This window comes from Bradyrhizobium liaoningense, assembly GCF_018130955.1.
GTDB classification, from domain to species: Bacteria; Pseudomonadota; Alphaproteobacteria; order Rhizobiales; family Xanthobacteraceae; genus Bradyrhizobium; species Bradyrhizobium liaoningense_C.
This window is the reverse complement of sequence record NZ_JAFCJM010000048.1, coordinates 25,280-50,887: the sequence shown is the minus strand read 5'-3', so window position 1 is coordinate 50,887 and position 25,608 is coordinate 25,280. Positions and strand designations below refer to the sequence as shown.

General features: G+C 57.8%; 19 protein-coding genes. 18 read left to right on the top strand and 1 reads right to left on the bottom strand.

The features are described from left to right. The 15 genes from JQ632_RS29155 to JQ632_RS29085 all read left to right on the top strand — a co-directional run. Nucleotides 1-3,176 (top strand): DUF4082 domain-containing protein (locus tag JQ632_RS29155; RefSeq protein ID WP_212406089.1); only part of this gene is annotated, 3,176 nt, incomplete at its 5' end. A 10-nt stretch (nt 3,177-3,186) separates the two neighbouring features. Further along, complete coding sequence (locus JQ632_RS29150) at nt 3,187-3,504, top strand: hypothetical protein (RefSeq protein WP_212406088.1); 318 nt, start codon at nt 3,187-3,189, stop codon at nt 3,502-3,504. Continuing rightward, on the top strand, nt 3,482-5,695 hold the full coding sequence (locus JQ632_RS29145; RefSeq protein ID WP_249152609.1) for a peptidase domain-containing ABC transporter: 2,214 nt from the start codon (nt 3,482-3,484) through the stop codon (nt 5,693-5,695). The genes JQ632_RS29150 and JQ632_RS29145 overlap by 23 nt, the downstream gene beginning before the upstream one ends. A gap of 107 nt (nt 5,696-5,802) precedes the next feature. Continuing rightward, nucleotides 5,803-7,119 (top strand): HlyD family type I secretion periplasmic adaptor subunit, encoded by a 1,317-nt coding sequence (locus JQ632_RS29140; protein ID WP_212406087.1) that lies wholly within the window; start codon nt 5,803-5,805, stop codon nt 7,117-7,119. 863 nt (nt 7,120-7,982) lie between these two features. After that, a complete protein-coding gene (locus JQ632_RS29135; protein ID WP_212406086.1) occupies nt 7,983-8,474 on the top strand; it encodes a glycosyltransferase in 492 nt (163 codons plus the stop codon). 196 nt (nt 8,475-8,670) lie between these two features. Continuing rightward, nucleotides 8,671-9,735 carry a Gfo/Idh/MocA family protein gene (locus tag JQ632_RS29130; RefSeq protein WP_212406085.1) on the top strand — a complete coding sequence of 355 codons (1,065 nt, stop codon included), beginning with the start codon at nt 8,671-8,673 and terminating at the stop codon, nt 9,733-9,735. Nucleotides 9,736-9,783: 48 nt separating this feature from the next. Then, a complete protein-coding gene (locus JQ632_RS29125) occupies nt 9,784-11,256 on the top strand; it encodes an oligosaccharide flippase family protein (RefSeq protein WP_212406084.1) in 1,473 nt (490 codons plus the stop codon). 15 nt (nt 11,257-11,271) lie between these two features. Further along, nucleotides 11,272-11,814 carry an acyltransferase gene (locus tag JQ632_RS29120; protein WP_212406083.1) on the top strand — a complete coding sequence of 181 codons (543 nt, stop codon included), beginning with the start codon at nt 11,272-11,274 and terminating at the stop codon, nt 11,812-11,814. Between the two features lie 76 nt (nt 11,815-11,890). Continuing rightward, on the top strand, nt 11,891-13,063 hold the full coding sequence (locus tag JQ632_RS29115) for a DegT/DnrJ/EryC1/StrS aminotransferase family protein (RefSeq protein WP_212406082.1): 1,173 nt from the start codon (nt 11,891-11,893) through the stop codon (nt 13,061-13,063). Continuing rightward, nucleotides 13,060-14,061 (top strand): NAD-dependent epimerase/dehydratase family protein, encoded by a 1,002-nt coding sequence (locus JQ632_RS29110; protein ID WP_249152607.1) that lies wholly within the window; start codon nt 13,060-13,062, stop codon nt 14,059-14,061. The genes JQ632_RS29115 and JQ632_RS29110 overlap by 4 nt, the downstream gene beginning before the upstream one ends. Nucleotides 14,062-14,369: 308 nt before the next feature. Continuing rightward, nucleotides 14,370-15,227 (top strand): glycosyltransferase family 2 protein, encoded by an 858-nt coding sequence (locus tag JQ632_RS29105; protein ID WP_212406080.1) that lies wholly within the window; start codon nt 14,370-14,372, stop codon nt 15,225-15,227. A gap of 182 nt (nt 15,228-15,409) precedes the next feature. Then, nucleotides 15,410-15,922, top strand: a complete 513-nt coding sequence (locus JQ632_RS29100; RefSeq protein WP_249152606.1) for a UDP-N-acetylglucosamine--LPS N-acetylglucosamine transferase — start codon at nt 15,410-15,412, stop codon at nt 15,920-15,922. A gap of 181 nt (nt 15,923-16,103) precedes the next feature. Then, nucleotides 16,104-17,255, top strand: coding sequence for a DegT/DnrJ/EryC1/StrS aminotransferase family protein (locus tag JQ632_RS29095; protein ID WP_212406079.1), 1,152 nt, complete (start codon nt 16,104-16,106; stop codon nt 17,253-17,255). Nucleotides 17,256-17,365: 110 nt separating this feature from the next. Next, nucleotides 17,366-18,523, top strand: a complete 1,158-nt coding sequence (locus JQ632_RS29090; RefSeq protein WP_212406078.1) for a glycosyltransferase — start codon at nt 17,366-17,368, stop codon at nt 18,521-18,523. Nucleotides 18,524-18,575: 52 nt separating this feature from the next. Continuing rightward, on the top strand, nt 18,576-19,853 hold the full coding sequence (locus JQ632_RS29085; protein WP_212406077.1) for a glycosyltransferase: 1,278 nt from the start codon (nt 18,576-18,578) through the stop codon (nt 19,851-19,853). Between the two features lie 201 nt (nt 19,854-20,054). On the opposite strand, the gene JQ632_RS29080 is transcribed toward JQ632_RS29085, so the two are convergent. Next, nucleotides 20,055-20,969 (bottom strand): class I SAM-dependent methyltransferase, encoded by a 915-nt coding sequence (locus JQ632_RS29080; protein WP_212406076.1) that lies wholly within the window; start codon nt 20,967-20,969, stop codon nt 20,055-20,057. A gap of 864 nt (nt 20,970-21,833) precedes the next feature. Between JQ632_RS29080 and JQ632_RS29075 the strand changes: the two genes are divergently transcribed. The 3 genes from JQ632_RS29075 to JQ632_RS29065 all read left to right on the top strand — a co-directional run bounded on the left by JQ632_RS29075 (nt 21,834) and on the right by JQ632_RS29065 (nt 25,560). Next, entirely contained in the window at nt 21,834-22,952 is a 1,119-nt protein-coding gene (locus tag JQ632_RS29075; protein ID WP_212406075.1) for a glycosyltransferase family A protein, read from the top strand. A gap of 94 nt (nt 22,953-23,046) precedes the next feature. Next, entirely contained in the window at nt 23,047-24,453 is a 1,407-nt protein-coding gene (locus tag JQ632_RS29070) for an O-antigen ligase (protein ID WP_212406074.1), read from the top strand. A gap of 123 nt (nt 24,454-24,576) precedes the next feature. After that, nucleotides 24,577-25,560: a glycosyltransferase gene (locus JQ632_RS29065; protein WP_212406073.1), complete on the top strand. Its 984-nt coding sequence runs from the start codon at nt 24,577-24,579 to the stop codon at nt 25,558-25,560. The last annotated feature ends 48 nt before the right edge of the window (nt 25,561-25,608 follow it).

The window sequence follows — 25,608 nt, the reverse complement described above, 5'->3', positions numbered from 1 at the left end:
CCTCCAACTACTGGGTCGACGTCGTCTTCAACGGCTCCTCCAATCCCAACAATACGCCACCAACCGCGGTTGCTGACGCCGGTGATGCCACCGAGAAGGGCGGCGTGAACAACAGTGCCGGTGGTACGGCGGCCACTGGCAACGTGCTGACCAACGATACCGATCCCGACGCGGGCGATACCAAGACGGTCACCGCCGTCAGTTTCGGCTCGACCGGCGGCATACTCGGTTCAGCGCTGTCTGGAGCGCACGGCAGCCTCGTGCTCAATGCCTCGGGCACCTTCACATATACGGTCACCGAGACGGATCCGGCCGTGCAGGCCTTGCGGCTGTCGACCGACACGCTCACCGATGCCTTCAATTACACGATGCGCGACACCGCCGGCGCCACGTCATCGACCACGCTCACCGTCACAATTCATGGCGCCAACGACGCGCCGGTGCTGGCCGCCCAGACCGGCGACCAGACCGCGACAATCGGTACATCATTCTCCTTGACGCTGCCTGCGGGCACCTTCACCGACGTCGATTCCGGGGATTTGCTCGCCTACACAGCGACTGCCGCCGACGGCACGGCACTTCCCGCATGGCTGACCTTCAATGCCTCGACACGGACCTTCAGCGGTACACCAACGTCCACCGATGCTGGCACCCTCAGCGTCAGGACCTCGGCCACCGATCTCGGCGGTCTGTCAGCCAGCGAGACGTTCAATCTCACGGTGACGACAACGCCCTCAACCGTGAGCCTGTTCTCGAGCTCGGACACGCCGGCCATCCTGTCGGGTTCCGATTCGTCGCAAGTCAATCTTGGCGTGCGGTTTACGTCCTCCGTGGCAGGCACGATCACGGGCATCAAGTATTACAAGAGTGCAAATGACCCCGGGACTCATACGGGTTCGTTGTGGAGCAGCACCGGCACGCTACTGGCGAGCGCGACTTTCACCAATGAGGGCAGCAGTGGCTGGCAGACCGTCGCATTCAGCAATCCCGTGTCCATCGCGGCCGGCACGACCTACGTGGCGAGCTTTCACAGCAATGGTCATTATGCTTCCACCTCCAACTACTTCACCACCGCTCGCACCAGCGGTCCGCTCACGGCTCCTGCGAGCAACAATGGCCTCTATGCCTACGGAACCGGCAATCTGTTCCCAACCAGCACGTATAACGCCTCCAACTACTGGGTCGACGTCGTCTTCAACGGCTCCTCCAATCCCAACAATACGCCACCAACCGCGGTTGCTGACGCCGGTGATGCCACCGAGAAGGGCGGCGTGAACAACAGTGCCGGTGGTACGGCGGCCACTGGCAACGTGCTGACCAACGATACCGATCCCGACGCGGGCGATACCAAGACGGTCACCGCCGTCAGTTTCGGCTCGACCGGCGGCATACTCGGTTCAGCGCTGTCTGGAGCGCACGGCAGCCTCGTGCTCAATGCCTCGGGCACCTTCACATATACGGTCACCGAGACGGATCCGGCCGTGCAGGCCTTGCGGCTGTCGACCGACACGCTCACCGATGCCTTCAATTACACGATGCGCGACACCGCCGGCGCCACGTCATCGACCACGCTCACCGTCACAATTCATGGCGCCAACGACGCGCCGGTGCTGGCCGCCCAGACCGGCGACCAGACCGCGACAATCGGTACATCATTCTCCTTGACGCTGCCTGCGGGCACCTTCACCGACGTCGATTCCGGGGATTTGCTCGCCTACACAGCGACTGCCGCCGACGGCACGGCACTTCCCGCATGGCTGACCTTCAATGCCTCGACACGGACCTTCAGCGGTACACCAACGTCCACCGATGCTGGCACCCTCAGCGTCAGGACCTCGGCCACCGATCTCGGCGGTCTGTCAGCCAGCGAGACGTTCAATCTCACGGTGACGACAACGCCCTCAACCGTGAGCCTGTTCTCGAGCTCGGACACGCCGGCCATCCTGTCGGGTTCCGATTCGTCGCAAGTCAATCTTGGCGTGCGGTTTACGTCCTCCGTGGCAGGCACGATCACGGGCATCAAGTATTACAAGAGTGCAAATGACCCCGGGACTCATACGGGTTCGTTGTGGAGCAGCACCGGCACGCTACTGGCGAGCGCGACTTTCACCAATGAGGGCAGCAGTGGCTGGCAGACCGTCGCATTCAGCAATCCCGTGTCCATCGCGGCCGGCACGACCTACGTGGCGAGCTTTCACAGCAATGGTCATTATGCTTCCACCTCCAACTACTTCACCACCGCTCGCACCAGCGGTCCGCTCACGGCTCCTGCGAGCAACAATGGCCTCTATGCCTACGGAACCGGCAATCTGTTCCCAACCAGCACGTATAACGCCAGCAACTACTGGGTCGACGTCGTCTTCAACGGCTCCGGCGGTAGCAACCAGCCGCCGGTGGCTGCGAATGATAGCGGCTTCGACGCCACTCAAGGCATCCCCTTCACTATCGCTGGGACGGCACTGCTTGCCAACGATACCGATCCGAACGGGGACGCTCTGACGATTACTGGCGTGAGCGGTGCCGCTAATGGGACCGCCAGCTTCAACGCCCAGAACAATTCGGTGACGTTTACGGCAGCGAGCGGCTTTACCGGGTCGACTTCTTTCGACTACTCCATCTCAGATGGCCGGGGCGGCACTGCAAGCGCCTCCGTCAACGTGACGGTGCATGCCCCATCGTCCAACGTCGTTAGCCTGTTCAGCTCCAATCCCACGCCGAGTGTTGTATCGGCCAACGATGGCAAGGCGATTGAGGTTGGTATGAAATTCCAGGCGTCCACCTCGGGTGATATCATCGGACTGCGCTTCTATAAGGGAGCGTCCAACACGGGGACGCACGTTGCCGATCTGTGGAGCAGTACCGGCACGCTTCTGGCGACGGCCACGTTCACCAATGAAACGGCGAGTGGCTGGCAGCAGGTCAACTTCAGCACTCCGGTGACGATCGCTGCGGGGACCACCTATGTTGCGTCCTACCACAGTGCGGGAGGTTATTCTTCGGATCCAAACCTCTTTGCTAGTTCCGTCACGAGCGGGCCGCTAACGGCTCCGTCGTCTTCGTCCAGCGGCGGCAACGGCGTCTACGCGTACGGGACCGATAGTCTGTTCCCGACGAACACTTTCAATGCGACGAGTTACGCGGTGGACGTACTATTCAGACCTCAGCTAGCAGCATAGGAGACGTAAGATGCACGCCGAACTTTATACCGATGGAATCGAAGAAATTACCGTCAGCGGCACCATCGTCCGCATCGATCTGGTCAGTCTTTCACCGACGGAGCGTGACGCCAACAACGTTCCCAAACGAGTGTTCTCTCAGCGACTGATTTTTTCGGTCGAATCCTTCGCCAATTCGGTCGATGTGATGCAGAAGGCACTTCAGGGCCTGGTTGATGCGGGCGTGGTCCGGCGGAATCAGCCAGCTGAGTCGCACAACGGTGCGGGTGGACGTGATGCGCTTGCGCCCAACACACGGTCTCTGAATGTCTCTTCGAATTTCCGCTGAAATCGACGCCGCTGGCGGCGCGGAGGACCGGGTTGCGGACGCGCCGGAATTGGCGACGCAGACGGCGTTGGAATGCCTGTCCAAGATTTCCGGTCATCATGGCATCGATCTGCCGGTCGAGCGTCTGAAGCACGCCTACGCCGTGGCCGCGCCGCTCTCGTTGAATCTCCTGTTGCGCATGGCCAAGGATGCAGGCCTGCGCGCCAGAAGCACGAAACTGGACTGGGGCGCGCTGATTCGTCTCGGAGAGGCCTATCCGGCGCTGGTTCGGCTCGCCAATGGCAACTGGATCGTTGTTCTTGCCGCGGGGCGGGGAGCTGAGGGGGCTGAGGTCGTCAGCGTCTTCGACCCGCTCGCCGACCGCAAGCACGAGGTCTTGGTTGTCGACCGGGACCGCTTCTGTGCCCAATGGGCCGGAGACACGATCCTGGTCAAACGCGGGCAGTTGACACAGGATGGTCGGAGGAGTTTCGGCCTCCGGTGGTTCGTACCGGAACTGCTTCGTCAATGGCGACTGTTTGGGGACGTCGCGATTGCCGCCATCCTGCTCTATGCGTTGGGCCTCGTCATCCCGATCTTCTTCCAGCTCGTCATCGACAAAGTTCTGGTTCACGAGAGTTTCACCACGCTCTACGTCCTCGCGGCAGGGGCGACCGTCGCACTCATCTTTGACGCGATATTCGGCTTTCTACGGCGTTACCTGCTGCTTTATGCGACCAATCGGGTCGACATTCGAGTTGCTACAAAGACGTTCGGTCATCTCCTCGGGTTGCCGGTCACTTTTTTCGAGCATATGGCCGCGGGTGTCCTGGTCAAGCACATGCAGCAAGCGGCGCGGATTCGTGAGTTTCTGACCGGGCGCCTGTTTTTGACGACCCTCGACGTGCTTTCGTTGTTCGTCTTCCTGCCGGTACTTGCGCTCTACAGCGTCAAACTGACTTTCATGGTTCTGGCCTTCACTGCCACGAGCGGCGCTGTTATAGGCCTGCTCATGGGTCCTTTCCGGCGTCGTCTTTACGATCTCTACCAGGCGGAAGGCGCGCGGCAGGCTCTCCTGGTCGAGACGGTTCACGGTATGCGCACCGTGAAGTCGCTGGGGATGGAGCCCTTGCAGGGCAGGATCTGGGATAGCCGCTGTGCACAGTCGGTGACCATGCGATTCGGTGTCGAGAAGATCTCCGCAGGCGCCCAGGCGCTCACCGGATTTCTCGAGAAGATCATGACACTTGGGATTATCGCTGTCGGCGCACTCGATGTCTTCTCTGGGGAGATGACAATCGGCGCGCTCGTCGCCTTTAACATGTTGGCCGGGAGGGTCTCCGGACCGCTGGTCCAACTCGTGACCATGGTGCACGAGTACCAGGAAGTTGCTCTTGCCGTGAAAATGCTCGGCGAGGTGATGAATCAGAAGCCTGAGCGTGATGGTAGGAAAGATGGGCTGCGGCCCGACTTCGCCGGCAAGATCGAGTTCGAGAGCGTTTCTTTTCGCTACGGAGCTGAGGGAGCGCCGGCGCTTGATGATGTCTCCTTCGCTGTCGAGCCAGGTTCGATCTTCGGGATCGTGGGCCGGAGCGGCTCCGGCAAGACGACCCTCACAAGGCTGATCTCGGGCATGTATCCGGTGCAGCAGGGGCTGTTGCGTATCGACGGATATGATTCGCGGGAGCTCGACCTGGCGCATCTGCGCCGAAACCTCGGCATCGTCTTACAGGACAATTTCCTGTTTCGCGGTACGGTTCGCGACAACATCGCCTGCGTGAAACGTGACGCGACCTTTGCCGAGGTCGTCGCTGCGGCGCAGCTCGCAGGCGCCGACGAGTTCATCGAGCGGCTGCCCCGTGGCTTCGACACCATGCTCGAGGAAGACGCCTCGAACCTGTCCGGCGGACAGAAGCAGCGGCTCGCGATTGCGAGGGCTCTGATCGTCAATCCACGGATCGTGATTTTCGATGAAGCGACGAGTGCCCTCGACTCCGAAAGCGAAATGATCATCAGGCGCAATCTCCGCCGTTTGGCGGCAGGGCGCACCGTCATCATCGTCTCGCATCGGCTATCAATGCTGACCGAAGCAAGCCAGATCCTGGTGATGGACCGCGGCCGGATCGTCGACGTGGATCGCCACGACCACCTCCTGTCGAAATGCACCATCTACAGGCATTTGTGGAACCAACAGATGAAGCAGATTGCATGAAGGAGACAAGGAAATCACGTTCGGATGCGAAGCCGGACGGTCTGGTCCTCGCCAGAACGGTCGAGCGACGGCGAAAGCTGTTCAGGCCAGTGCCGAGGCGAGCGCCAGTGATCGCCGAATTCCAGTCCGATGCAACCGAGGTCGAGCAGCAAGCGCCGCCGCGGCTCGCGCGTCTCACCCTTTACTGCGTACTTGCACTGATTACCTTCGCGGTCACCTGGGCATCCGTTTCGCAAGTGGAGATGATCGTCACCGCCCAGGGAAAATTGACCACGACACATCCCAACCTGGTCGTGCAGCCGTTGGAAACGTCGGTCATACGCGAGATCCGTGTTAAGGCCGGTGATCGCGTCAACCGCGGCGACGTTCTGGCTACCCTCGATCCGACGTTCTCGCAGGCGGATCTCGATCAATTGCGCGGCAAAGTGGCTGGATTCGACGCGTCGATCGATCGCCTGGGCGCCGAACTGGATGGAACCGAGTATACCGTCAAGGAGCTCGGGAATGCGGACCAGATCCTGCAGGGCAAGTTGTTCTTGCAGAGGAGGGTCGCCTATGAGGCGCAGATCCAGAACTACGACGCGCAGATCGCTTCCGCTCGAGCCAATCTTAAAACAGCGCAGAACGAAGAGGCGGTTCTCCTTCAGCGACTCGACACGATGCGTTCAATTGAAGCCATGCGCACCACGCTGATGGACAAGGAGGTCGGTTCGCGGCTGAATTTTCTGCTGTCTCGCGATGCACGGCTCGAGGTCGAGAGCAATTTGGCACGCGTTCGCGGCAGTATCGCCGATACGACGCATCGGCTGGACAAGGCTCGTGCTGACCAGAAGGTCTTCGCCGAGGAGTTTCGTCGTACCACTTATCAAGAGCTGGCGGAGACGCTGCCGAAGCGCAATAGCGCGGCAGAGGAATTGAAGAAGGCCGAGCTTCGTCGACAGTTGATCGTCCTGCAGGCGCCGGCAGATGCCGTGGTGCTCGATATCGCAAACCGGACAGTCGGCTCGGTGGTTCGCGAAGCCGAAACGCTGTTTGTCCTGGTTCCGCGGGACGTGCCTCTTCAGGCGGAAGTCAACGTCGAGGGGCGGGATATCGGTCAGGTGGCGCTTGGACAAGCGGTCCGGATCAAGTTCGAAGCGTTCCCTTTCCAGAAATATGGAACTGCAACGGGAGAAGTCCGGGTCATCAGTCAGGACACGTTCTCGCCGGATACGAAGGCCGAAGGTGCGCGCCGCGCGCCAGCTCCCTATTACCGCGTACTGGTCGATTTGTCCGACACGCACCTTCGGCTGCCGCCTGAGCGTATTCAACTAATTCCGGGTATGGCGGTGACGGCCGAACTGAAAGTCGGCAAGCGCACCGTGATTTCCTATTTCCTGTACCCCTTGCTTCGCGGTCTGGATGAAAGCATCCGGGAGTACTAAAGCGCGATGGCCTTTAGGCTGAATCTCCATCGCGCTTTAGCTCATTGTTTGAGCATGATCTTTTCGGAAAACCGCTACGCACTTTTCCGGATCATGCTCTAGGCAGTTCAGCGGAGATGCCGGTTCACCGAAGATCAGTTCCAATGCCGGTGTCGGACTCCTGACCTCCTCCGAGGCGGGCTCGCAAAATTCGAACTACGCCTTTGAGGCTTGGTGCTGGATGCCCGAACGTGGCCACTGGCCGCACATCTATCGTCCGGATGGATGTTCCTCGCCCAGCAAGTCCCTTCTACGAGCGGGACCGGACTGATCGCGGGAAGGTTCTGCGCGTCGAGACTGCACAGGCATGCGTTAAGCGCGCTTGGCTAGTTCAGTGCGGAGCCGAGATCATGACCCGTTTGATCCCAGGTCATCCGTCTTGCGACAGGCCGGTTCCAGAACTGTTGTCTATGGTCTGCTCCGAATAGCCTGCTTCTGCAAGGGGTTGCGCATTTTAAAATTATAATCAGATAATTTCTTGAAAATAACTATTTACTCGGTATTATCGCATAATAATTAAATAGCAAGATATTCAATCAAGTCGAATAATCATATTTCCTCGCAGGAGCTGCGATGCGCGCGTGGTTGTTGGGATGCCCCGTCGATACTCGAAGCATGGCCGAGACCGTCGATCTCGCGAGCGCGGCCGTGGGCCGGGCGGCGCGTTCGACGTCCTCGCAGGCGCAGCGCAGCGGGCGTCGGCTCGCGCGCAGCAATTCGACCTCGCCTGTATCGCATTCGTCAGGAGCCAGGGCGCGCGTGGTGGCGGTACGTCAGGACCAATACCTTGTTCGCATGTCCCGCATCTATGAAGGACCCGCGTCATGATTTTTGTAACAGTCGGTACGCAAGTACAATTTGACCGTCTGATCCGAACGGTCGACGAATGGGCCGGCGCACACGCAAGAAGCGATGTTTTCGCTCAGATCGGGCCATCAAACTATCCATCCAAGCACATCCGCACCGAACGATTCATCGACCCGAGCGGATTCAGAAATTGCGTCGAGGCGGCAAGCTTGGTGATCGCTCATGCAGGCATGGGCTCGATTATCACCGCCCTCGAGCTTGGAAAACGAATCATTGTCATGCCACGTCGTGCGAGCCTGGGCGAACACCGAAACGATCATCAGATCGCAACGGCAAAACAGTTCGCCGCACAGGGTCGTATTGAGGTCGCATTCGAGGAGCGGGAACTAGCCGACAAACTGGATCATCTGGATGTCCTCAATCGATGCGAACGCCTCGGCGGTGAAGCATCGCCACAGCTGATCCTGGCAATTCGGACCTTTATCGAAACGGGACATGTTCGACCCTAACAGCGCTTCAGCTTAGGCGGTTAATATGAAGCTACACGCATCCATCGCGATCATGACCTGGAATGTCCGAGACACACTGCGTGTCTGTCCGCGTTCATTTTGACCGGATACGGCCAGCAGTTTGGCTATCGCCGGAGCTATCGAGTCAATCAAGACAATTCAACATCTCACGCGATTTTTAATCACTGGTGCAGTTATGTCGAACGACACAGTTGGAATTGGGGTTATCGGATACGGCTATTGGGGACCGAACCTGGTCCGCAATTTCGCTGCTCATCCTTCGGTACGTCTGGTTGGTGTAAGCGACCTTGATCCGGAAAAGCTCGCGACCAGCAAGCGTCTTTATCCGGGCGTGATCACGACGTCCTGTTACGACGAGCTGTTCAAGAATCCAGCCGTCGATGCCGTGGCCATCGCCACGCCGGTTCATACGCATTATGAATTGGCGCTATCCGCACTCAAGGCGGGCAAGCACGTTCTGGTCGAGAAACCGCTTGCACAAAATTCGGACTTGGCCCGACGCCTGATCGACGAGGCGGACCGGCGTGGTCTGATACTGAGCGTGGACCACACTTTCGTCTACACGCCAGCCGTACGGAAAATCCGCGAGCTCTTGCTTAAGAAAGAGCTTGGTAGCGTCTATTACTACGACAGCACGCGCGCGAGCCTTGGCCTGTTCCAGAGCGATGTCAATGTGATCTGGGACTTAGCGGTGCACGACATTTCGATCATCCACTATATCTTGGATGAGAAGCCCGTTGCGGTTTCGGCGACAGGATCGTGCCATGTGGTCGGCTCGCCGGAAAACATGGCCCATATCACATTGTTCTTCGATAGCGCATGCGTGGCCCATATTAGCGTCAATTGGCTCTCGCCAATCAAAGTCCGCCAGACGTTCATCGGAGGCAGCAAGAAAATGATCGTCTATGACGATCTTGAGCCGACGGAAAAGATCAAGGTGTATGACAAGGGTATCACCGTGGACGGTCCCTCCGACAACGCCCATCAATTCCGGATCGGTTATCGGGCTGGCGATATGTGGGCGCCCCACGTCTCACCCAAGGAAGCGCTGCAGGTCGAGGTCGAGCACTTCATCGATTGCGTGCGTAGCGGCACGCGACCGATTTCGAGTGGCATGTCCGGACTGCGGGTGATCGAGGTCTTGGAGGCTGCATCCCGCTCGATCGCCGAACACGGCAAACCGGTCCTGCTGAAACGGCAGCCGTACAGGAGTCCGGAACGTGCGACTGCGACGGTCTGAATCATTGGCGGGCTACATTCTATCCGCGAACAGCGCGACGGTCTCGCGATGAATTCGGTACAACGTTCCATCCTGTTTTCGGCGGCCGACCGTTATGGCAGCGTTGTGCTAGCCTTCGTTGCCACCGCGATCCTCGCTCGCCTGCTTTCGCCGGCAGAATTCGGAGTCTATGCAGTCGTCAGTGCTATCACGACGGTAATTGGTGCATCCTTTCTTGAGTTTGGGGGCGGAAATTATCTGATTCAGAAGCGCGAATTGTCCACGGCGGACGTTCGCTCCGCTTTCACCATCACGCTCGGAATCTCAGTAGCGATTGCACTTGTGCTGTTCGTACTTGCGGGCGCGCTCTCGGAGCTCTTCGCCCAGGACACTCTCAAAAGGGGCATCGAGGTGTCAGCACTGAACTTTATTCTAGTCCCGTTTCACGGGACAATATCTGCTTTGCTGCGCCGCGATATGAAATTCGGCACGCTGGCCGTATGCAACCTGGCGACCGGAGCAGCGACAGCCCTCGCATCGATCGCGCTTGCGATGGCGGGATTCAGCTACATGGCTCCGATCTGGGGCGGATTGGCAGGGAGCATCGTATTCACGGGGATGCTGCTTGCCAGTCATCGTGACTGGAGCGCCCTGCGTCCCTCGCTGCTCGAACATCGCGAGGTTGTCAATTTTGGTCTTTACTCCAGCGCGGTCAGCATCATCAATCTCTTCTACAATCTCGCGCCGCAGCTATTGCTCGCCAAAATCCTGGATTTTGGCTCTGTCGGTCTGTACAGCCGGGCTACCAACCTGACGCAAATGTTCGACAGGCTGATCGCGCAGGTTCTAAATCCCGTCATTATGCCGGCGATTGTCGCACAACGCAGGGCAGGGGCCGATCTGAAAGCTGTCTATCTCGAGGCCATTCAGCTCCTTTCGGCTGTGCAGTGGCCGTTCTTGATTTTTATCGCGCTCATGGCTCGGCCGATTGTTCTGGTCTGGCTTGGGCAGACGTGGCTGGAAATAGTTCCCCTGGTGCGCATTCTCTGCATTGCAAATCTCGCGGTATTTGCGGCTTGCCTGACCTATCCCGTGTTCCTCGCGGTTGGAAGCGTGCGCGACGCACTGGTCTCTTCGCTTATCTCGCTACCGCCTTCGCTTCTGGTCGTTCTGTGCGCGTCGTTTTTCGGCGTAGAGGCTGTCGCGGGCGCGGCCCTCGTGACGCTGCCGTTCCAGACAGCCGTGGTGATATATTTCCTCAGGCGGCATCTGGCCTTCAGTTCAGGAGAGTTTTTCCACGCCTCGCTGAAAAGCGTCCTGGTTACGTTCGCTATGGCCCCTGGTGTGCTGGGTTGTGCCGCGTTGACCGAGACGGGCATGCTTACGGCCCTGACCGGCCTGATGCTGTCGTTTCCCATTGCCGGGCTCGGCTGGTGGTGCGGATTGATAATGACCGGCCATCCGCTGCTGCATCAGCTTCGCCATGCTGCAGGCGGGCTCCTCCGGGGTGCGCCGAGGCTGCGTCTATCGCGTTCGGCATGATCTCGGAGAGCAACTATGCCTATGACGAAGGATGTAAAGCTCGGCCGTGACGTCAGGATATTTCACCCTGAGCTGGTCAACCTTTACGGCTGTGAGATTGGCGACGAGAGCAGGATCGGAACCTTCGTCGAGATCCAGGCGGGGGCAAAGATAGGTGCGCGTTGCAAGATATCGTCGCACAGCTTCATCTGCGAGGGCGTCACGATCGAGGACGAAGTGTTCGTCGGTCACGGCGTGATGTTCACGAACGACAAATATCCGAAGGCAACAACCGCGGATGGTCGCCCTCAGCAGGCTTCGGACTGGACACTTCAGCGCACTCACGTCGGGAGGGGGGCTTCCATCGGCTCGAACGCCACCATTCTATGCGGTGTGACGATCGGAGAGGGGGCCTCCGTAGGCGCGGGTGCGGTGGTGACGAAGGACATTCCACCCGGCGCCATCGTCGCCGGAGTGCCCGCCCGGGTGCTGTCCGCAGCTGAAGACACGGTCCTGAGCGGTCGCGGCTTTTCAGAGGGCGCTCCGGATAGAATATTGCCGTTAATATATCCGACCTGAATTTAATTCTTGATTAAATCGCACAATTATATTTAAATGTCAGATATAATCTCAGTCCAATCCAAGGTTTTGAATCTTGATACCCTTCCTGGATCTGAAGGCGCAATATAGCCAGATCAAGCCGGAAATCGACGCCGCGGTGGCGAGGGTCGTCAGCAGCGGGCACTTTGTGCTCGGACCCGAGGTCACAGCCTTCGAGGAACGCTTTGCTGATTATTGCAGGACCGCCCATTGCCGCGCGGTGAACAGTGGCACATCGGCGCTTCACCTTGCCTTGCTGGCGGCGGGTGTCGGCCCCGGTGACGAAGTCATCACGGTATCCATGACGTTCGTCGCAACAACTGCGGCCATTCTCTACAGCGGCGCCAGGCCGGTGTTTGTCGACGTTGACCCGGTAACATGGACGATGGATCCCGACTTGATCGAAGCTGCGATAACAGCGCGAACCAAGGCGATTCTGCCAGTTCACCTCCACGGGTTGATGGCCGACATGGATTCGATAATGGCCATCGCGCGTCGTCACGGGCTGGTCGTCATCGAGGATGCCGCGCAGGCGCACGGCGCAGAATATCGCGGACGTCGCGCAGGCTCGATCGGCGATCTGGGATGCTTCAGCTTTTACCCCGGCAAGAACCTTGGAGCGTTTGGCGAGGGTGGGGCGGTCGTCACCGACCGGCCTGAATTCGCACGCCGCGTGTCACTGCTGCGGGATTGGGGGCAGGAAGCGAAATACGATCACGTCATCCCCGGATACAACTATCGCATGGACGAAATCCAGAGCGCGGTGCTGAACGTCAAGCTGGACTACATTGAGCGCTGGACGGAAGCGCGTCGCTCGCTGGCTGAGCGATACAATGCGCTGCTGTCTGATCTCCCATTCGCACGTCCCCAGCCGCCTCGGTACGCCCGCCACGTGTATCACGTCTATGCAGTCAGATTGGAGCGACGCGACGACGCGCTGACGCTGTTGCGTGATGCCGGAATTGGCGCCGGGATTCACTATCCCGTACCGGTGCACCTGCAAAGAGCGTATGCGGAACTCGGCTATCGCGCCGGTGATCTCCCCGTCACTGAGAAGCTTGCGAACGACTTCCTCTCTCTTCCCATTTATCCGGAGCTGCCGCCGGAACGGGCGGCCGAGGTTGTCGGAACATTGAGGAGTGCGGCGGCACAGCAGCCTAGCGCAGCCACCCGGGTGGAGCATCCACAAAGCGTCATGACATGGTCCCACAACAGGAGAGCGTCTTGATTGATCTCAAGGGAAAACGCGTTCTGGTCACCGGCGGGGCCGGATTCATCGGCTCCCACATCGTTGATCTGCTCTGCGACGAGGGCTGCATCGAGATTGTTGCCCTCGACAACATGATCAGAGGCCGGCCCGAGAATCTCCGGCGCGCGCTCGGGCGTGGGCCGGTGAGACTGGTTCACGGCGACATTCGCGATCGCAAGCTGATGGAAGCGTTGGTCAAGGCTGCCGACATCGTCTTTCACCAGGCCGCGCTCCGCATCACTCATTGTGCGGCCGAACCACGCCTGGCCAAGGAGGTCATGGTGGATGCCACCTACGACCTGCTGGAGCTGTGTATCAAGCACGATGTTGAGAAGATCATCGCGGCGTCTTCGGCATCCGTATATGGCATGGCCGAGGAGTTTCCGACGACAGAGCGGCAGAATGCCTACAATAACCGAACTCTCTATGGAGCCGCCAAGGCGTTTAACGAAGGGCTCCTGCGCGCCTTCAACGATGCATACGGCCTCGACTATGTGGCATTCCGGTATTTCAACGTCTATGGCAGCCGGATGGACATCCACGGACGGTACACCGAGGTCTTGATCCGCTGGATGGAGCGGCTGGAAGCCGGACTGCCTCCCATTATCTTTGGTGACGGCCGTCAGACCATGGATTTCGTCCACGTCCGCGACATCGCGCGTGCCAACATCCTTGCAGCCAGGGCAAAGATTACCGATGAGGTCTTTAATGTTGGGAGTGGTACTGAAACCAGCCTGACCGAGCTGGCTACGGTGCTTGCGTCGGTGATGGGACACCGCAGTCTGACACCCGAATTCGCGCCGGAGCGCTCGGTTAATCCGGTGCCGCGGCGGCTGGCATCGACGGGCAAGGCAGAGCGTTTGCTGGGTTTCCGCACCACGGTTTCGCTGGAACAGGGGCTCGCCGACCTCGTGAAATGGTGGCGATCCGAACGAGAGCTCACTTCGGACCATCAGCGCCAGGCGGCGGCATCGTGAGTCCGATCGCTGCGCCGCTGCTTGCGGATCCAGAGACCGAAGCGGCGCGCCCAGCCGTCCTGTCCGCTTGGCCGTGGCGGTGTTCGAGGCCGAGGCGGAACGCGCGGCCTGCCATCCGGCTGGATTTCGCGGGGGGTCGCAGACGGCAGTGAGAACGGGTTTGCCGCTTTAATCGGCGCGGTCGATGCTTGCGCCGCACCCACGCATAGTCATCAGCCTGTGAGGCTGAACCACCGCGATGAGACTGACCGAAGCTGTGGCAGCCTCAGAGAGGTACGCAAATCTGATCGATTCCGACCGGGCCAGCCATGATTTCGATCGTCGTCCCAGCACACAATGAGAGTTCTGTGATTGCACGGACGTTGAGCCAATGGGTAGGCAACCCAGCTTCGGACCAGATCCGTGTGGTCGTCGTTTGCAACGGGTGTACAGACGACACTGCGAACGTCGCCCGGCGTTTCGGCCCAACGGTCAATGTCGTGGAATCGGAGATAGCAGGGAAGACCCACGCTCTGAACCTCGGTGATCAAATCGCGGACGTATTTCCGCGGATCTATGCCGACGCCGATATCGTCATTACCGTTGATGCCATTCTGGCCTTGGCAAGACGCCTTGATCAAGGTGACGTTTTGGCGGTGGCGCCTACGGCCGACATCAATCTGGCGGGCTGTTCCTGGCTCGTCCGCAAATACTTCGGAGTGCGGTCGCGGTTGCCATCTTCGAGCGAGGGAATCGGCGGTTCCGGCGTCTACGCCTTATCCCAGGCGGGACGCAGGCGGTTCGGCCAATTTCCAGACATCACTGCTGATGATACCTATGTTCGACTTCAGTTCAGACGCGAAGAGCGCGAGACGCTGCCCAGCGTGAGGTCCACGGTATTCGCCCCCCGCTCTCTGCTGCAGCTGATCGCCGTCAGAACTCGTGCCTATAGGGGAACATTCGAGCTCGCCCGGCGCTTTCCCGAGCTGCGCGCAAACAAAGGAGCGGCAAATAATCGGACGCTCATTGCACTGTTCAAAGAACCTCGCTTATGGCCAGGATTGTTGATCTATTGTGGTGTCAACATCGTTGCCCGGTGCAAGGCGACCAGAGGCTTCGGACGTGGAGCTCAACTCTGGCAACGCGACGAAACTTCCCGTGCGGTACTATCAGATTCAATCAAATGAGGCTGTAATTCGGCTGGGTCGCGTTACACGAAAATCGGACGCCGGGACATATAAATCGCTTGATTTTAAATGACCGCCTGTTAATTTAAATCGAATTTAAAACATTAAATGCAGGCGGTTCGAGGCGCCCGATCCGGTCATGGGAGCTTGCGAGGCTTGCACCGTTCTAGGGAGGCCAGCCAATGCGGAGCCCGGTCTTTCACCGCAACACGTCGCTGAACAACGGCACACCGCGGTCATCCGGCATCCGGCCGAAACTGCTGGCGGTCTCTTCGGGTGGGGGCCATTGGGTGCAGCTGTTGCGGATCAAACCCGCTTTCGAGCATTGCGAAGTCACGTTCGTCACCGTCCATGACTCCTATCGCGCGCAGGTGCCCGACCACAAATTCTACCTTGTCAATGATGCCAACCGGTGGACCAAGATCGCGCTGTTGAAGGCGGCGCGCAGAATCGCCTGGATCGTTTGGAATGAAAAGCCGGACATCGTCGTTTCGACGGGTGCCGCTCCGGGATATTTGGCGCTGCGGTTCGGACAAATGATGGGTGCGCGCACCATCTGGCTCGACAGCATCGCCAACATCGAGCAGCTTTCGATGTCGGGAGACCGAATTGGCCATTGCGCAGACCTCTGGTTGACGCAGTGGCCCCATCTGGCGCGACCCGATGGACCCCATTACACAGGCGCGGTGCTATGATTGTCGCGACAGTCGGACCGCCGCGACAGTTTGGTCAGCTGATCCACCCCCTCGGCCAGCGGGCCGGCAGGCACAACGGAGCTGATGTCTTCGCGCGGATCATGATTTCCCATGACGGCATGGGCTGCATTCGAGCGCGGATCGGTTTCGGCGGCTGCGCCAGCAGGAGGGCGATAGCCCCGTGATTCCGATCGCATTACCGCTGCTTACCGAGGAGGAGGCCGATGCGGCGCGCGCAGCCGTGCTCTCCGGCTGGGTTTCGCAGGGCCCGCAGGTGGCCGCCTTCGAGCGCGACTTTGCGGCCCTGGTCGGCGCCCCTTACGCCTGTGCCGTGTCCAACTGCACGATCGCCCTGCATCTGGCGCTCGCCGCCCTGGAGATCGGGCCTGGCGACGAGGTTATCACGGCCAGCCACTCGTTTATCGCCACGGCCAATTGCATCCGGTATTGCGGCGCGACGCCGGTCTTTGTCGACATCGATCCAGGCACCTACAATATCGATCCCAACCGGGTTGCGGAGGCGATCACCCCGCGCACCCGCGCGGTGATTGCCGTCCACCAGATGGGCATGCCCTGCGATCTGGCAGCCCTCGCCACGCTGGCCGATCGCCACGGCATCATCTTGATCGAAGATGCGGCCTGCGCCGCCGGCAGCCAGATCCGGGTGGACGGCGGCTGGGAGCGCATCGGCAAGCCGCACGGGCAGATCGCCTGCTTCTCCTTTCATCCTCGCAAGGTGATCACGACCGGCGAGGGCGGAATGCTCACCACCGCCGATGCCAAGCTCGACCAAAAGTTCAGGCTGTTGCGCCAGCATGGCATGAGCGTTCCGGACATCGTGCGGCACGGTTCACCGCAAGTGATCTTCGAGGATTATCTGGTCGTCGGCTTCAACTACCGGATGACCGATATACAGGCCGCGGTCGGACGCAAGCAGCTCGAGCGGCTGCCTGAACTGGTGTCTCGACGCCGCGCGATCGCGGCGCGCTATGGAGAACTGCTCGGCAACTTTGAAGGCCTGAGACTGCCGGCCGAGCCCGATTGGGCGCGGTCCAACTGGCAGAGCTATTGCGTGAGGCTGCCGGACCGCGTCGACCAGCGCACCGTCATGCAAAGGATGCTCGATCAGGGCATCGCGACTCGACGCGGCATTATGTGCTCGCACCGGGAAGCGCCGTACGCGAACGACAAGCAGCGCCACGACCTGAAGCAGTCGGAGCTCGCACAGGATAATTCGATCCTGCTGCCAATTTACGCGCAGATGAGCAAGGAAGATCAGGAACGGGTCGCCTGCGCGCTGCGGAGGGAGCTCCAGGCCTATGCATTGCAATAGGCCGCATTCGACGAAGCCGGCGACGCCCTGCGCGTTCTACAGGGCGCGTAATCGAGTCAGTTGCGGCTTATGCTTTTTAGGTGAAGATTCACAATAGGCGAGTGGTTGTAATGCAAAAGCCGCTGGTTAGCTTTATCGTTCCTTGTTACCGCCTGGCGGCTCTCTTGCCCGAATGTGTCGCCAGCATTCTCTCGCAAACCTTTGAAGACTTTGAAATCCTCATCATGGATGATTGCTCTCCAGATGACACGGAAGAAGTCGCCAAAACATTCACAGATAGCCGAGTTACCTATGTCAGGAACGAGCAAAACCTGGGAGCGCTCCGGAATTACAACAAGGGGATACTTTTAAGTCGAGGGAAATATGTTTGGCATCTATCGGCTGATGATCGCTTGCGCCAACCGTACATACTGCAAAGATACGTCGAAACCCTGGAAAATCATCCGGAGGTCGGCCTTGCCTTCTGTCCAGGGATTAGCCTGAAAGGTGGGAAAGAAGGTGGAGTGATAGATTACTCGACCTATGGCGACATTGATGTGATTGTCAGGGGAGAGGAGATCATCAAGCACTCATTCAAAATAAAGGGAAATGCAATTTTGGCTGCGTCGGTGCTTGTCCGACGCGACTGTTACGAGAAATTGAGCCTTTACCCGGTCGACGTGGTGTGGGCGGGAATTCCAGTCGATTTCATATGGGGCGGCGATTGGTACCTGTGGCTACTATTTTCCTTGAGTTATGACGTCGCATATTTTGCAGAGCCGATGGTGTGTTATCGAGAGCATGAGCTCAGCATGACAAACGCCATTACTCGAGAAAGGATCGATATCTGCTGGCATTCCGAGCTGGCCGTGATCACGATGATATCGCAGGCAGCCAAGGAAAAAGGCGCCCTGACAGTTTACAGGGCCTGTCTGGATGCGCTTGCCAACTTCTATGCCAAGCATTGTGCCTCTAAACCCTATGCGTGGATGGGCCAGACATCTTGGTCCACTATAGATTTCGAGCAGGTGGAATCGACGCTCAATCGCAGTCCTTACAACGAGCAGGAGAAGGCGTGGATCCGTTCACGCATCATGGTGGCGCTGGCTGATCTCTATTACTCAAGGGGCGATTTTGTATCAGCGAGATCATATTACTTGAAGGGATTGAAGCTGAAGCCGTTTATGTTGCCGGTGTTTTTAAAGTTGGTTGTTCTTTCATTCGGTGGTCCAGGCCGGCTAGTTCGCGAGTGTCTGCGATCCGCTCGAGATCATTTGGTGCGTGGCTGATTGCGAGATCAGTTTCCAAGTTTAACCGACTCTTTTAAGTACTGAATGTTCGATGAAGAAAACTCTCGTGATCAGCGACAGGTTTCCTCTGCCTGAGAGGTCTGGAGCTGACATCAGAACCATGAATCTAGCAAGGTACTTTGCTAGCCTTGGGCCCGTCGATATTGCGTATCTCTCGGATTTGCGCTCCGGTCCCGTACAGGCGGAACGAGCGGACGAATATCTCGGGAAGGATGACATATTTTCCGGGAAGTATTGCTTGCAGAAGCTCGAGTACCCTAGAAGTTTGCGGGGACGGTTCGGAATTTCGGTTCGTGGTTTTCCGTATCCTGTCAGAGAGTACAGCAATGCCTCGATGGAAAAGCTGTTCGCTCTAATAGAGCTTGGCGGCTACGATTATGTGCTCGTGCGGTACCTCCGGAATACTGCCGGGTTCTTCGGCTTGTCACAGATAGCGAAAGGGAAGGTCATCATTGATATCGATGACGTACTAACCCGGTCGCTCTATGATACGCTGTTTACTCCGACGAATAATGCTTTGAGGATACTGTTCCGCACCATAAACAAGGTGCTTCTGGCTTACTATCAAACTCGTTGTGTGACGGTCTTTGGCGCCTGCTTGGTATGTTCCGAGAAGGATAAGTCAGATCTGTGGGGTGAACAGGCCTCTGAGAGCATCTTCGTTGTACCAAATACGCTGGGGATGAGAGGTTCAGGCGAACTCCCCATTGAGAGCGGGTTCAGCAGGCGGCACATTTTGTTGTTCATTGGTGCGCTTCACTATCAGCCCAATGTCAGCGGCCTACTCTGGTTTTTGGAGAGCGTGTATCCGCACTACAGGAATGTGTACCCCGACGCCGGTCTTTTGGTTGTTGGAAGGTGCCCATTGCCAGAGGTAATTGAAGCTTGTGCTCGAACAAAGGGAGTCGAGTTGCATGCCGATGTGCCTGACGTCATCAAGTATTACAAGGATTGTAGAGCGGTTATTGTCCCGCTACTCGAGGGGAGCGGAACGCGGTTGAAGGTTTTGGAGGCAGCACTCTTGGATAGACCCGTTATCTCTACAAGGAAAGGTGTAGAAGGATTGGATGTCGTCTCTGGCGTTCATTTCTTGGAGTTCGATGATGGCCATAGCTTTTGTGAGGCGTATCGAACTTTGAGCGACGAAAGGACCTATGACGCGCTGGTGGCGAGGGCCGAAAATATAGTTCTGGAAAAATATTCACACGGCGCTCTTTCTACTTCAATGAGCAAGGTGGTTACTTATATCGATTTCAAGAAGGGCGAGCTCTCTTCCGCCCTTTCCAGCTCTCACGCTCCCGCAGGGTAACGTGCGGTGCCCAAGTGCGATGTCGGTAAGACCTGACAGTCTTGCTGGGTATGTCGCGATCTGGACGCCATCTGGCCGGCTTTACCGGAATACAAACTCTCGAGCGGATCGCGCAGGGTTGGCCGATCTCTCGGATAAACGCTCTCATGCCCTGGCACTTCAACGCCCGAGCCTCGGCTTGGCGCTTGCGATGGTCCAGCCCTAAGCCGCGTTCAACAGGAAAGCAACCTGATCTCCCTGTTGTTCGATATTTAGCTTTGCCGCTCTTTTGGCAAACCTTCTCAACTCCCGGCGGCTAAACACATCGTTTGGTCCGGATGATGCGAGCGGCTTGGAGTTCCGGTACATTTCGCTTCCCCAGAACTGAAACGCAGTAGAATCGTCAATTGATTGTCTGACGCACAAGCCGCAGCGCTCTGCCAGTGCATTCATTCCCTTGCGAGAGGGGATCACGACGTGGCGCGGCGCATCCAGTTGCACCCAGTTCGGGCCGTACTCCCTCCATGCATGCGAGGACGAAGTTGGGATGCGAACCAGAATGCGGCCGCCGGGCGCAAGTAGCTTTCTTGCATTGCTAAGACTTTGGTCCGGCTCAGGCACGTGTTCCAAGGAGTGATTGAACATGATGAAATCGAACTCGCCGGACATGGTCTGAAGATCAGATTTCTGGATCGTCACGGCACCTGATGTTGGTTTGGAAATGTAGGGGTCGACTCCTGTAAGGTTCTTGAACCCCGCGGCAGACATTCTGTGAAGAAGTTTCCCAGACCCACAGCCGACGTCCAGCACCCGAGAGCTAGGATCAATTCCAAAACACCCGATGACCGCTACGACGGGGTCGTGCCTCACAAAGGACGCCACGGCTCCCAATATGCTCTTGGTGCCGAGAGCATGCGCGTCCCTGATTGCGGCAACTCGCGAATTTCGCGAAGGTTTGGAGAACGAGTAATACCCATCGGGGTAAAGGCGACCCTCATCGGCGACATCCGACAGGCGCTGGATCGTCCCACAATCATTACATTCTTGGTAGTCAAACCGCTCTCTCGTGCCAAACATCATCTCAATAAACACGTGATGGCGATGTTTGCCGTCTGACAAGCAAGCTTTACAGATCATCGCGAGCACCTAACCACAACGGGAGATCGAATTCCGGCTCAGCCATCGGAGAAGCCGTAGCGGGCATAGTGTCGTCGCCATGATAGCCGCGGCAAAACTGACGAGCTTGCCGATGCCTTCGGCCTGATCGCTCCGCCCAACCCTTTTGATCGGGTCATGGATCCTGTCACTTTGCAACATATGCCCCGCCAATCGTTCCCGCCGGGGCACGGTCGCACCAGCATGAGGTTTAACTGAATGCCGAATAATGCCCGGGGTCGGTTGTCGCACGGGGATATAATATACAAAATAAAAGCGACTCTGTCCAAACTTGGACGGTTGATTTTCGTGTTTAATTGAATTTCGAGGGAGTAGGCTCTAGAAGTTAACCGAAACTCGCGGATATCGAGTGCGGCGCACACTGCGCCAGCAGGGGGTAAATCGTGCAAACGCGGGCCTTTGCCGGTCGAATCCCGGAAGGAGGAAGGCTGGCGCGGCTCGCGAGGCTAGTGTTACGGCCGAGTTTCGCTGCGATCTGGCGATCCACGCCCCGGGAACAATACGTGTGTCGGCTCCTCTTCCGTGTCCAAATTAAATCTGCATATGTTAAGTTAACCGAGGTGACGGTCAGCGCGATTATTTAATTGGACGGCAATTGAAAGTTAAAATAGATTTATTTATGTTGGGGCGGCGAGGAGCCTTCCGACTTGATCCAGGGCACGAAGCATCGTCTCGGGTCTGACAGGCGGTGTGCCATGCCGCCTGCGATGACGCCGAGTTCTATTGTGGACGCAGCGTAGGACGCAGAACGCAGACAGACAGTGAGCAACTGGAATTCCATGTGCGTGCGGACGGCATCGCTGACGGAATTCGAAAAAGACATTCTTGGCCAGCGCGCTGAGGCATCGTGCAAAGGTCTGCCGAGCGAACTGGGAGGGTCTTGCAGAAGGCGCTAGCGTGTTGGACTCGATTGACGAGGAGCATTTCGTGATGTCCCAGGCACATCCGCCCAAGGCTGAAGGGATGGTTGAAGGCCCCTTGGTCACTGTCGTGATGTGCGTGTACAACGCAGGCAAGTATTTTCGGCCTTCGCTGTTGAGCATAATTAATCAGACATACAGAAACTTGGATATTCTCATTGTCGACGATGGCAGTACGGACGGCTGTTTCAGTTCAATTCAGGATTTGCTGGTAGATGAGCGTGTTCGCGTGATCCATCAAGCTAACTCAGGCAAGCCTGTCGCTGTCAATCGAGCGCTCGATCGGATCCGCGGCGAGTTTTACGCAATTCAAGACGCGGATGACATCAGCCATCCAACGAGAATTGAAAAACAGGTTCGTGCGCTGCTCAACAGTCCGCATTTGGCTGCCGTATTTTGCGGTAACGAGCTCATCATTAACGAGAGGTTCATGGCCCCCGTTTTTGCGCCGAAGAGCGAGGGCGACTGCCGGTCCGAGATCAGGGCCTTTCAAATGCCTGCCCTTGATCCCACGGGAATGTTTCGAATGTCATTGGTTGGCGATCTGCGGTTCGAGCCGTCATTGAAGGTTGCCGAGACCTGCGATTACATATGGAGAATCGGGGAGGTGCATCCGATGATCGTTTTGGGCGAGTGCCTTTACGCCTACCGCATTCTTCCCAATTCACTTAGCCGACGTGCGCCAACGTGGCGCAAGCGGTTTGAGGTCGATGTCTTCAGGCGAGCGTGCGAGCGGCGCGGTTTGCGGTTTGAGCAGGAATGCGCGGATGCGATGTGCGGCTACAGGCGGTCTCGCAACAGTTTGCTGGACAACAACCTCGCCGCCCATTTCATAAGGAGCGTGCTGGATTGGCGTCGGTCAAACCGTCGCTTGTCGGCGTTAAGGACGGGTTGGCAATGTGCATGTCTGCACCCCGCGGATCCGCACTATTACAAGGCGCTGGTTTATGCGCTGATTTCGCCCAGCGTAGCGAGCCGGCTACGTCGTGACTTCCTGGCTACTCCCTTGGAGACGATGAAATGAAACGCTTCTTGGCAGGGAACCGTCGCTTGATGCGGCGCCTCGGTCTTGAGCGCTGCTGGTTTGCGGAACGTCCCAGACATTAGAGGTATTCGCGTTGAGCCGCAAAAGCTTGGAATTGAATTCGGGTTTTGAGCTCACCTATCTGTACGATCGGCGGCGGGGTCCAGTTGGGCGTGCTGCGCGCGCCTCGCGCTCAGGGACGGAACTGTATTTGAAGCTATTGTTGGTCGCGATTTTTTTGCCCGAAGGCCTGTCTTTCTTCGTCGGCGATTTTCGCCTCTCGGTTTCTCGGGTTCTGATTTTTGCTTTCTCCATCGCCGCGATACAGCAGCTGGCCCGGCGCCTGAGCACGGGAGCTGTAGTCTGCGTCCCATCAGACATCTTGGCTCCGCTTGCGGGCGTTTGGATGATGCTGGCTGCCACGGTCACTGATGGTCTTGCGGGCTTTAAAGGGGCTGGAATCGAGACAATTGAATTCACGGGTGCATACCTGACGTTCCGGTTTCTTCTCGGTCCCGTCGACAGTTCCGTGCGGCTCGCACGCTTCTCCTGCAAGCTGATCATTCTGATTGTCGGCATCGCTCTTCTCGACCCGTTGAGTGACAAGCTGTTCACCTATGAGTTTGTCAAAGGTATTACCGGCTATGCGAAGCTCAGTTATGATGGGCCATTAGCGATGAAGGCTGACACGTTCTATCGGGACGGTGTCGTTCGCGCCATGGGGCCGCTGGAGCATTCGATATTGTTCGGTGCTGTTTGCGTTTGGTTCGGGATCGTGGCCTTCACTACGTTCAGGCACCAGGTACTCGGCTGGGGTATTGCAGGCATCGCCCTCATCGGTGTGTGGTTTTCGCAGGCGCGCAGTCCGTTGCTGGGCTATGTGATCGGATTTGCGCTGGCGATTTTCTATGCTGCAAGCCCTCGCTTCACAGCTCGATGGAAGTTAGTTGGATTGGCTGTGACCGTCGTGCTCCTTACTGTCTTCACTTTCTCTGGCAGTCCTGTCGCAACGCTTGTGCGACTTAGCGGAGTAAGCCCGGAGGCGGCCTGGGCACGTCAAGCGATCTGGGACACGGGGGGACCTGTGGTCCTCGGTTCGCCGATCTTCGGAATTGGTTTGAACGGCGACTGGAATTGGCAGTCGCACGGCGCGCTCGTGAGTTCGAGCGTGGATGCCTTTTGGCTTGCGACCGCAATGTCGTATGGAATTCCCGGAAGCGCGTTGATCCTTTTGACAATTGCCAGCGCATGCTGGCTCGGCTCGATTGACAAATCGCCTCACCTCACTCCCGAAGAGGGACGGCTATCAGTGGCGCTCGGAATTGTCATAACGACGATCGTTCTTCTAGGGTTCATGGTGCACTTTTGGGGCATCTGTTGGATCCTTATCGCTGTCTTTACCGGGATGCGAGCGAACCTCGCGGAAGCCGCGATATTGCGCGATAGAGCCGCACGAGCAGCGCAAACGATGTGTGACCCGATTGCTGGAGGCATCTACTGAGAACGTTTGACTGCGAGGCCGGGACGCGCGCGCCAAGCGGAGGAGCCGCCTTTCCGGGCTGATTGCAAGGAAGCGCCGGCAGGTATGCCGATCAGGAGTTTTGGCGGTGCGCAGGACTGACGCATGAAGGTTTCCATTATCATACGAACTTACAATCGCGGGTACATCATTGGGGAAGCGATCGAGAGTGCCTTGAATCAGACGTATGGCAATTTTGAAATAATCGTCGTTGATGATGGATCCTCGGACGGCACGGCCGAAGCGGTGGAAAGATTTCGAAGCGACAAGATTCGTTACATTCGGCACGATCGGAATTGCGGGGTCAGTGCGGCGGGCAACACGGGTATAAGGGCCGCCAGAGGCGATATCATTGCTCATCTGGATTCAGATGACCTGTGGAAGCCGGAGATGCTCGGCAGTCTCGTTGACGTTCTGCGGCGCCACCGTCAGGTTGGCGCGGTATTCTGTGACGTTGAAGTCGATCGCGGCAAATCCGTCTCGTCGATTATCTCGAGCATGCGGGCATTTCCGAAGCTGCTTGCATCGCACGCGCACCCGGAGTCTGGCGTGTTTCTTTTCAGCAGCCGAGAGATGTATCTATGTTTGTTGGAGGAAGTGCCCATCAAGCCGACTGCAGTGTTGATCCGGCGCACTATTCTGGATGAGTTTAGAGGTTACGATGAGTCATGGTGTTCTGGCGAGGACTGGGAGCTGTACCTCAGAATCTCGAAGCACCATGGATTTGGATACGTCGATCGCAAGCTTGCGGTTATGCGAGTTCTCGACGATTCGACCCTTTCGAAGTTCCAGGAAGAGGATAAGTTCTCGTTACTGCGGCTGGCAGTGAGCGAGAAGAGGGGGCTTCGGCGAGATCGCGAAGCACTCGAGGCGGCAAATCGTGCAATCGCGCGGCATTGCAAGGATTTGGGGTGGATCTATCTGCACTCGGGAAGGCGGATGAAATCGATCTCAACCTACGCTCGGGGATTTGCGGAAACGGGCCACGTCCCTCTCATTATGCGAGCCGGTGTGGCTCTTATGCCCCTTTCTCTTACTGCCGGTTTGAAAAAGGTACTTCTATCCAGCGATCGCTCGCTTGCTCGATGAGGCGCATGTCGAGCGAGTAGGCGGTTGCGCCGCATGTACGGGAATGGA

Excerpts from the sequence above, each read along its gene's own strand:
- JQ632_RS29145 (WP_249152609.1), top strand. The coding sequence starts at position 3,482 with ATGTCTCTTCGAATTTCCGCTGAAATCGACGCCGCTGGCGGCGCGGAG.
- JQ632_RS29120 (WP_212406083.1), top strand. The coding sequence starts at position 11,272 with ATGCCTATGACGAAGGATGTAAAGCTCGGCCGTGACGTCAGGATATTT.
- JQ632_RS29125 (WP_212406084.1), top strand. The coding sequence starts at position 9,784 with ATGAATTCGGTACAACGTTCCATCCTGTTTTCGGCGGCCGACCGTTAT.
- JQ632_RS29080 (WP_212406076.1), bottom strand. The coding sequence starts at position 20,969 with ATGATCTGTAAAGCTTGCTTGTCAGACGGCAAACATCGCCATCACGTG.
- JQ632_RS29090 (WP_212406078.1), top strand. The coding sequence starts at position 17,366 with ATGCAAAAGCCGCTGGTTAGCTTTATCGTTCCTTGTTACCGCCTGGCG.
- JQ632_RS29065 (WP_212406073.1), top strand. The coding sequence starts at position 24,577 with ATGAAGGTTTCCATTATCATACGAACTTACAATCGCGGGTACATCATT.
- JQ632_RS29130 (WP_212406085.1), top strand. The coding sequence starts at position 8,671 with ATGTCGAACGACACAGTTGGAATTGGGGTTATCGGATACGGCTATTGG.
- JQ632_RS29105 (WP_212406080.1), top strand. The coding sequence starts at position 14,370 with ATGATTTCGATCGTCGTCCCAGCACACAATGAGAGTTCTGTGATTGCA.
- JQ632_RS29135 (WP_212406086.1), top strand. The coding sequence starts at position 7,983 with ATGATTTTTGTAACAGTCGGTACGCAAGTACAATTTGACCGTCTGATC.
- JQ632_RS29150 (WP_212406088.1), top strand. The coding sequence starts at position 3,187 with ATGCACGCCGAACTTTATACCGATGGAATCGAAGAAATTACCGTCAGC.
- JQ632_RS29085 (WP_212406077.1), top strand. The coding sequence starts at position 18,576 with ATGAAGAAAACTCTCGTGATCAGCGACAGGTTTCCTCTGCCTGAGAGG.
- JQ632_RS29100 (WP_249152606.1), top strand. The coding sequence starts at position 15,410 with ATGCGGAGCCCGGTCTTTCACCGCAACACGTCGCTGAACAACGGCACA.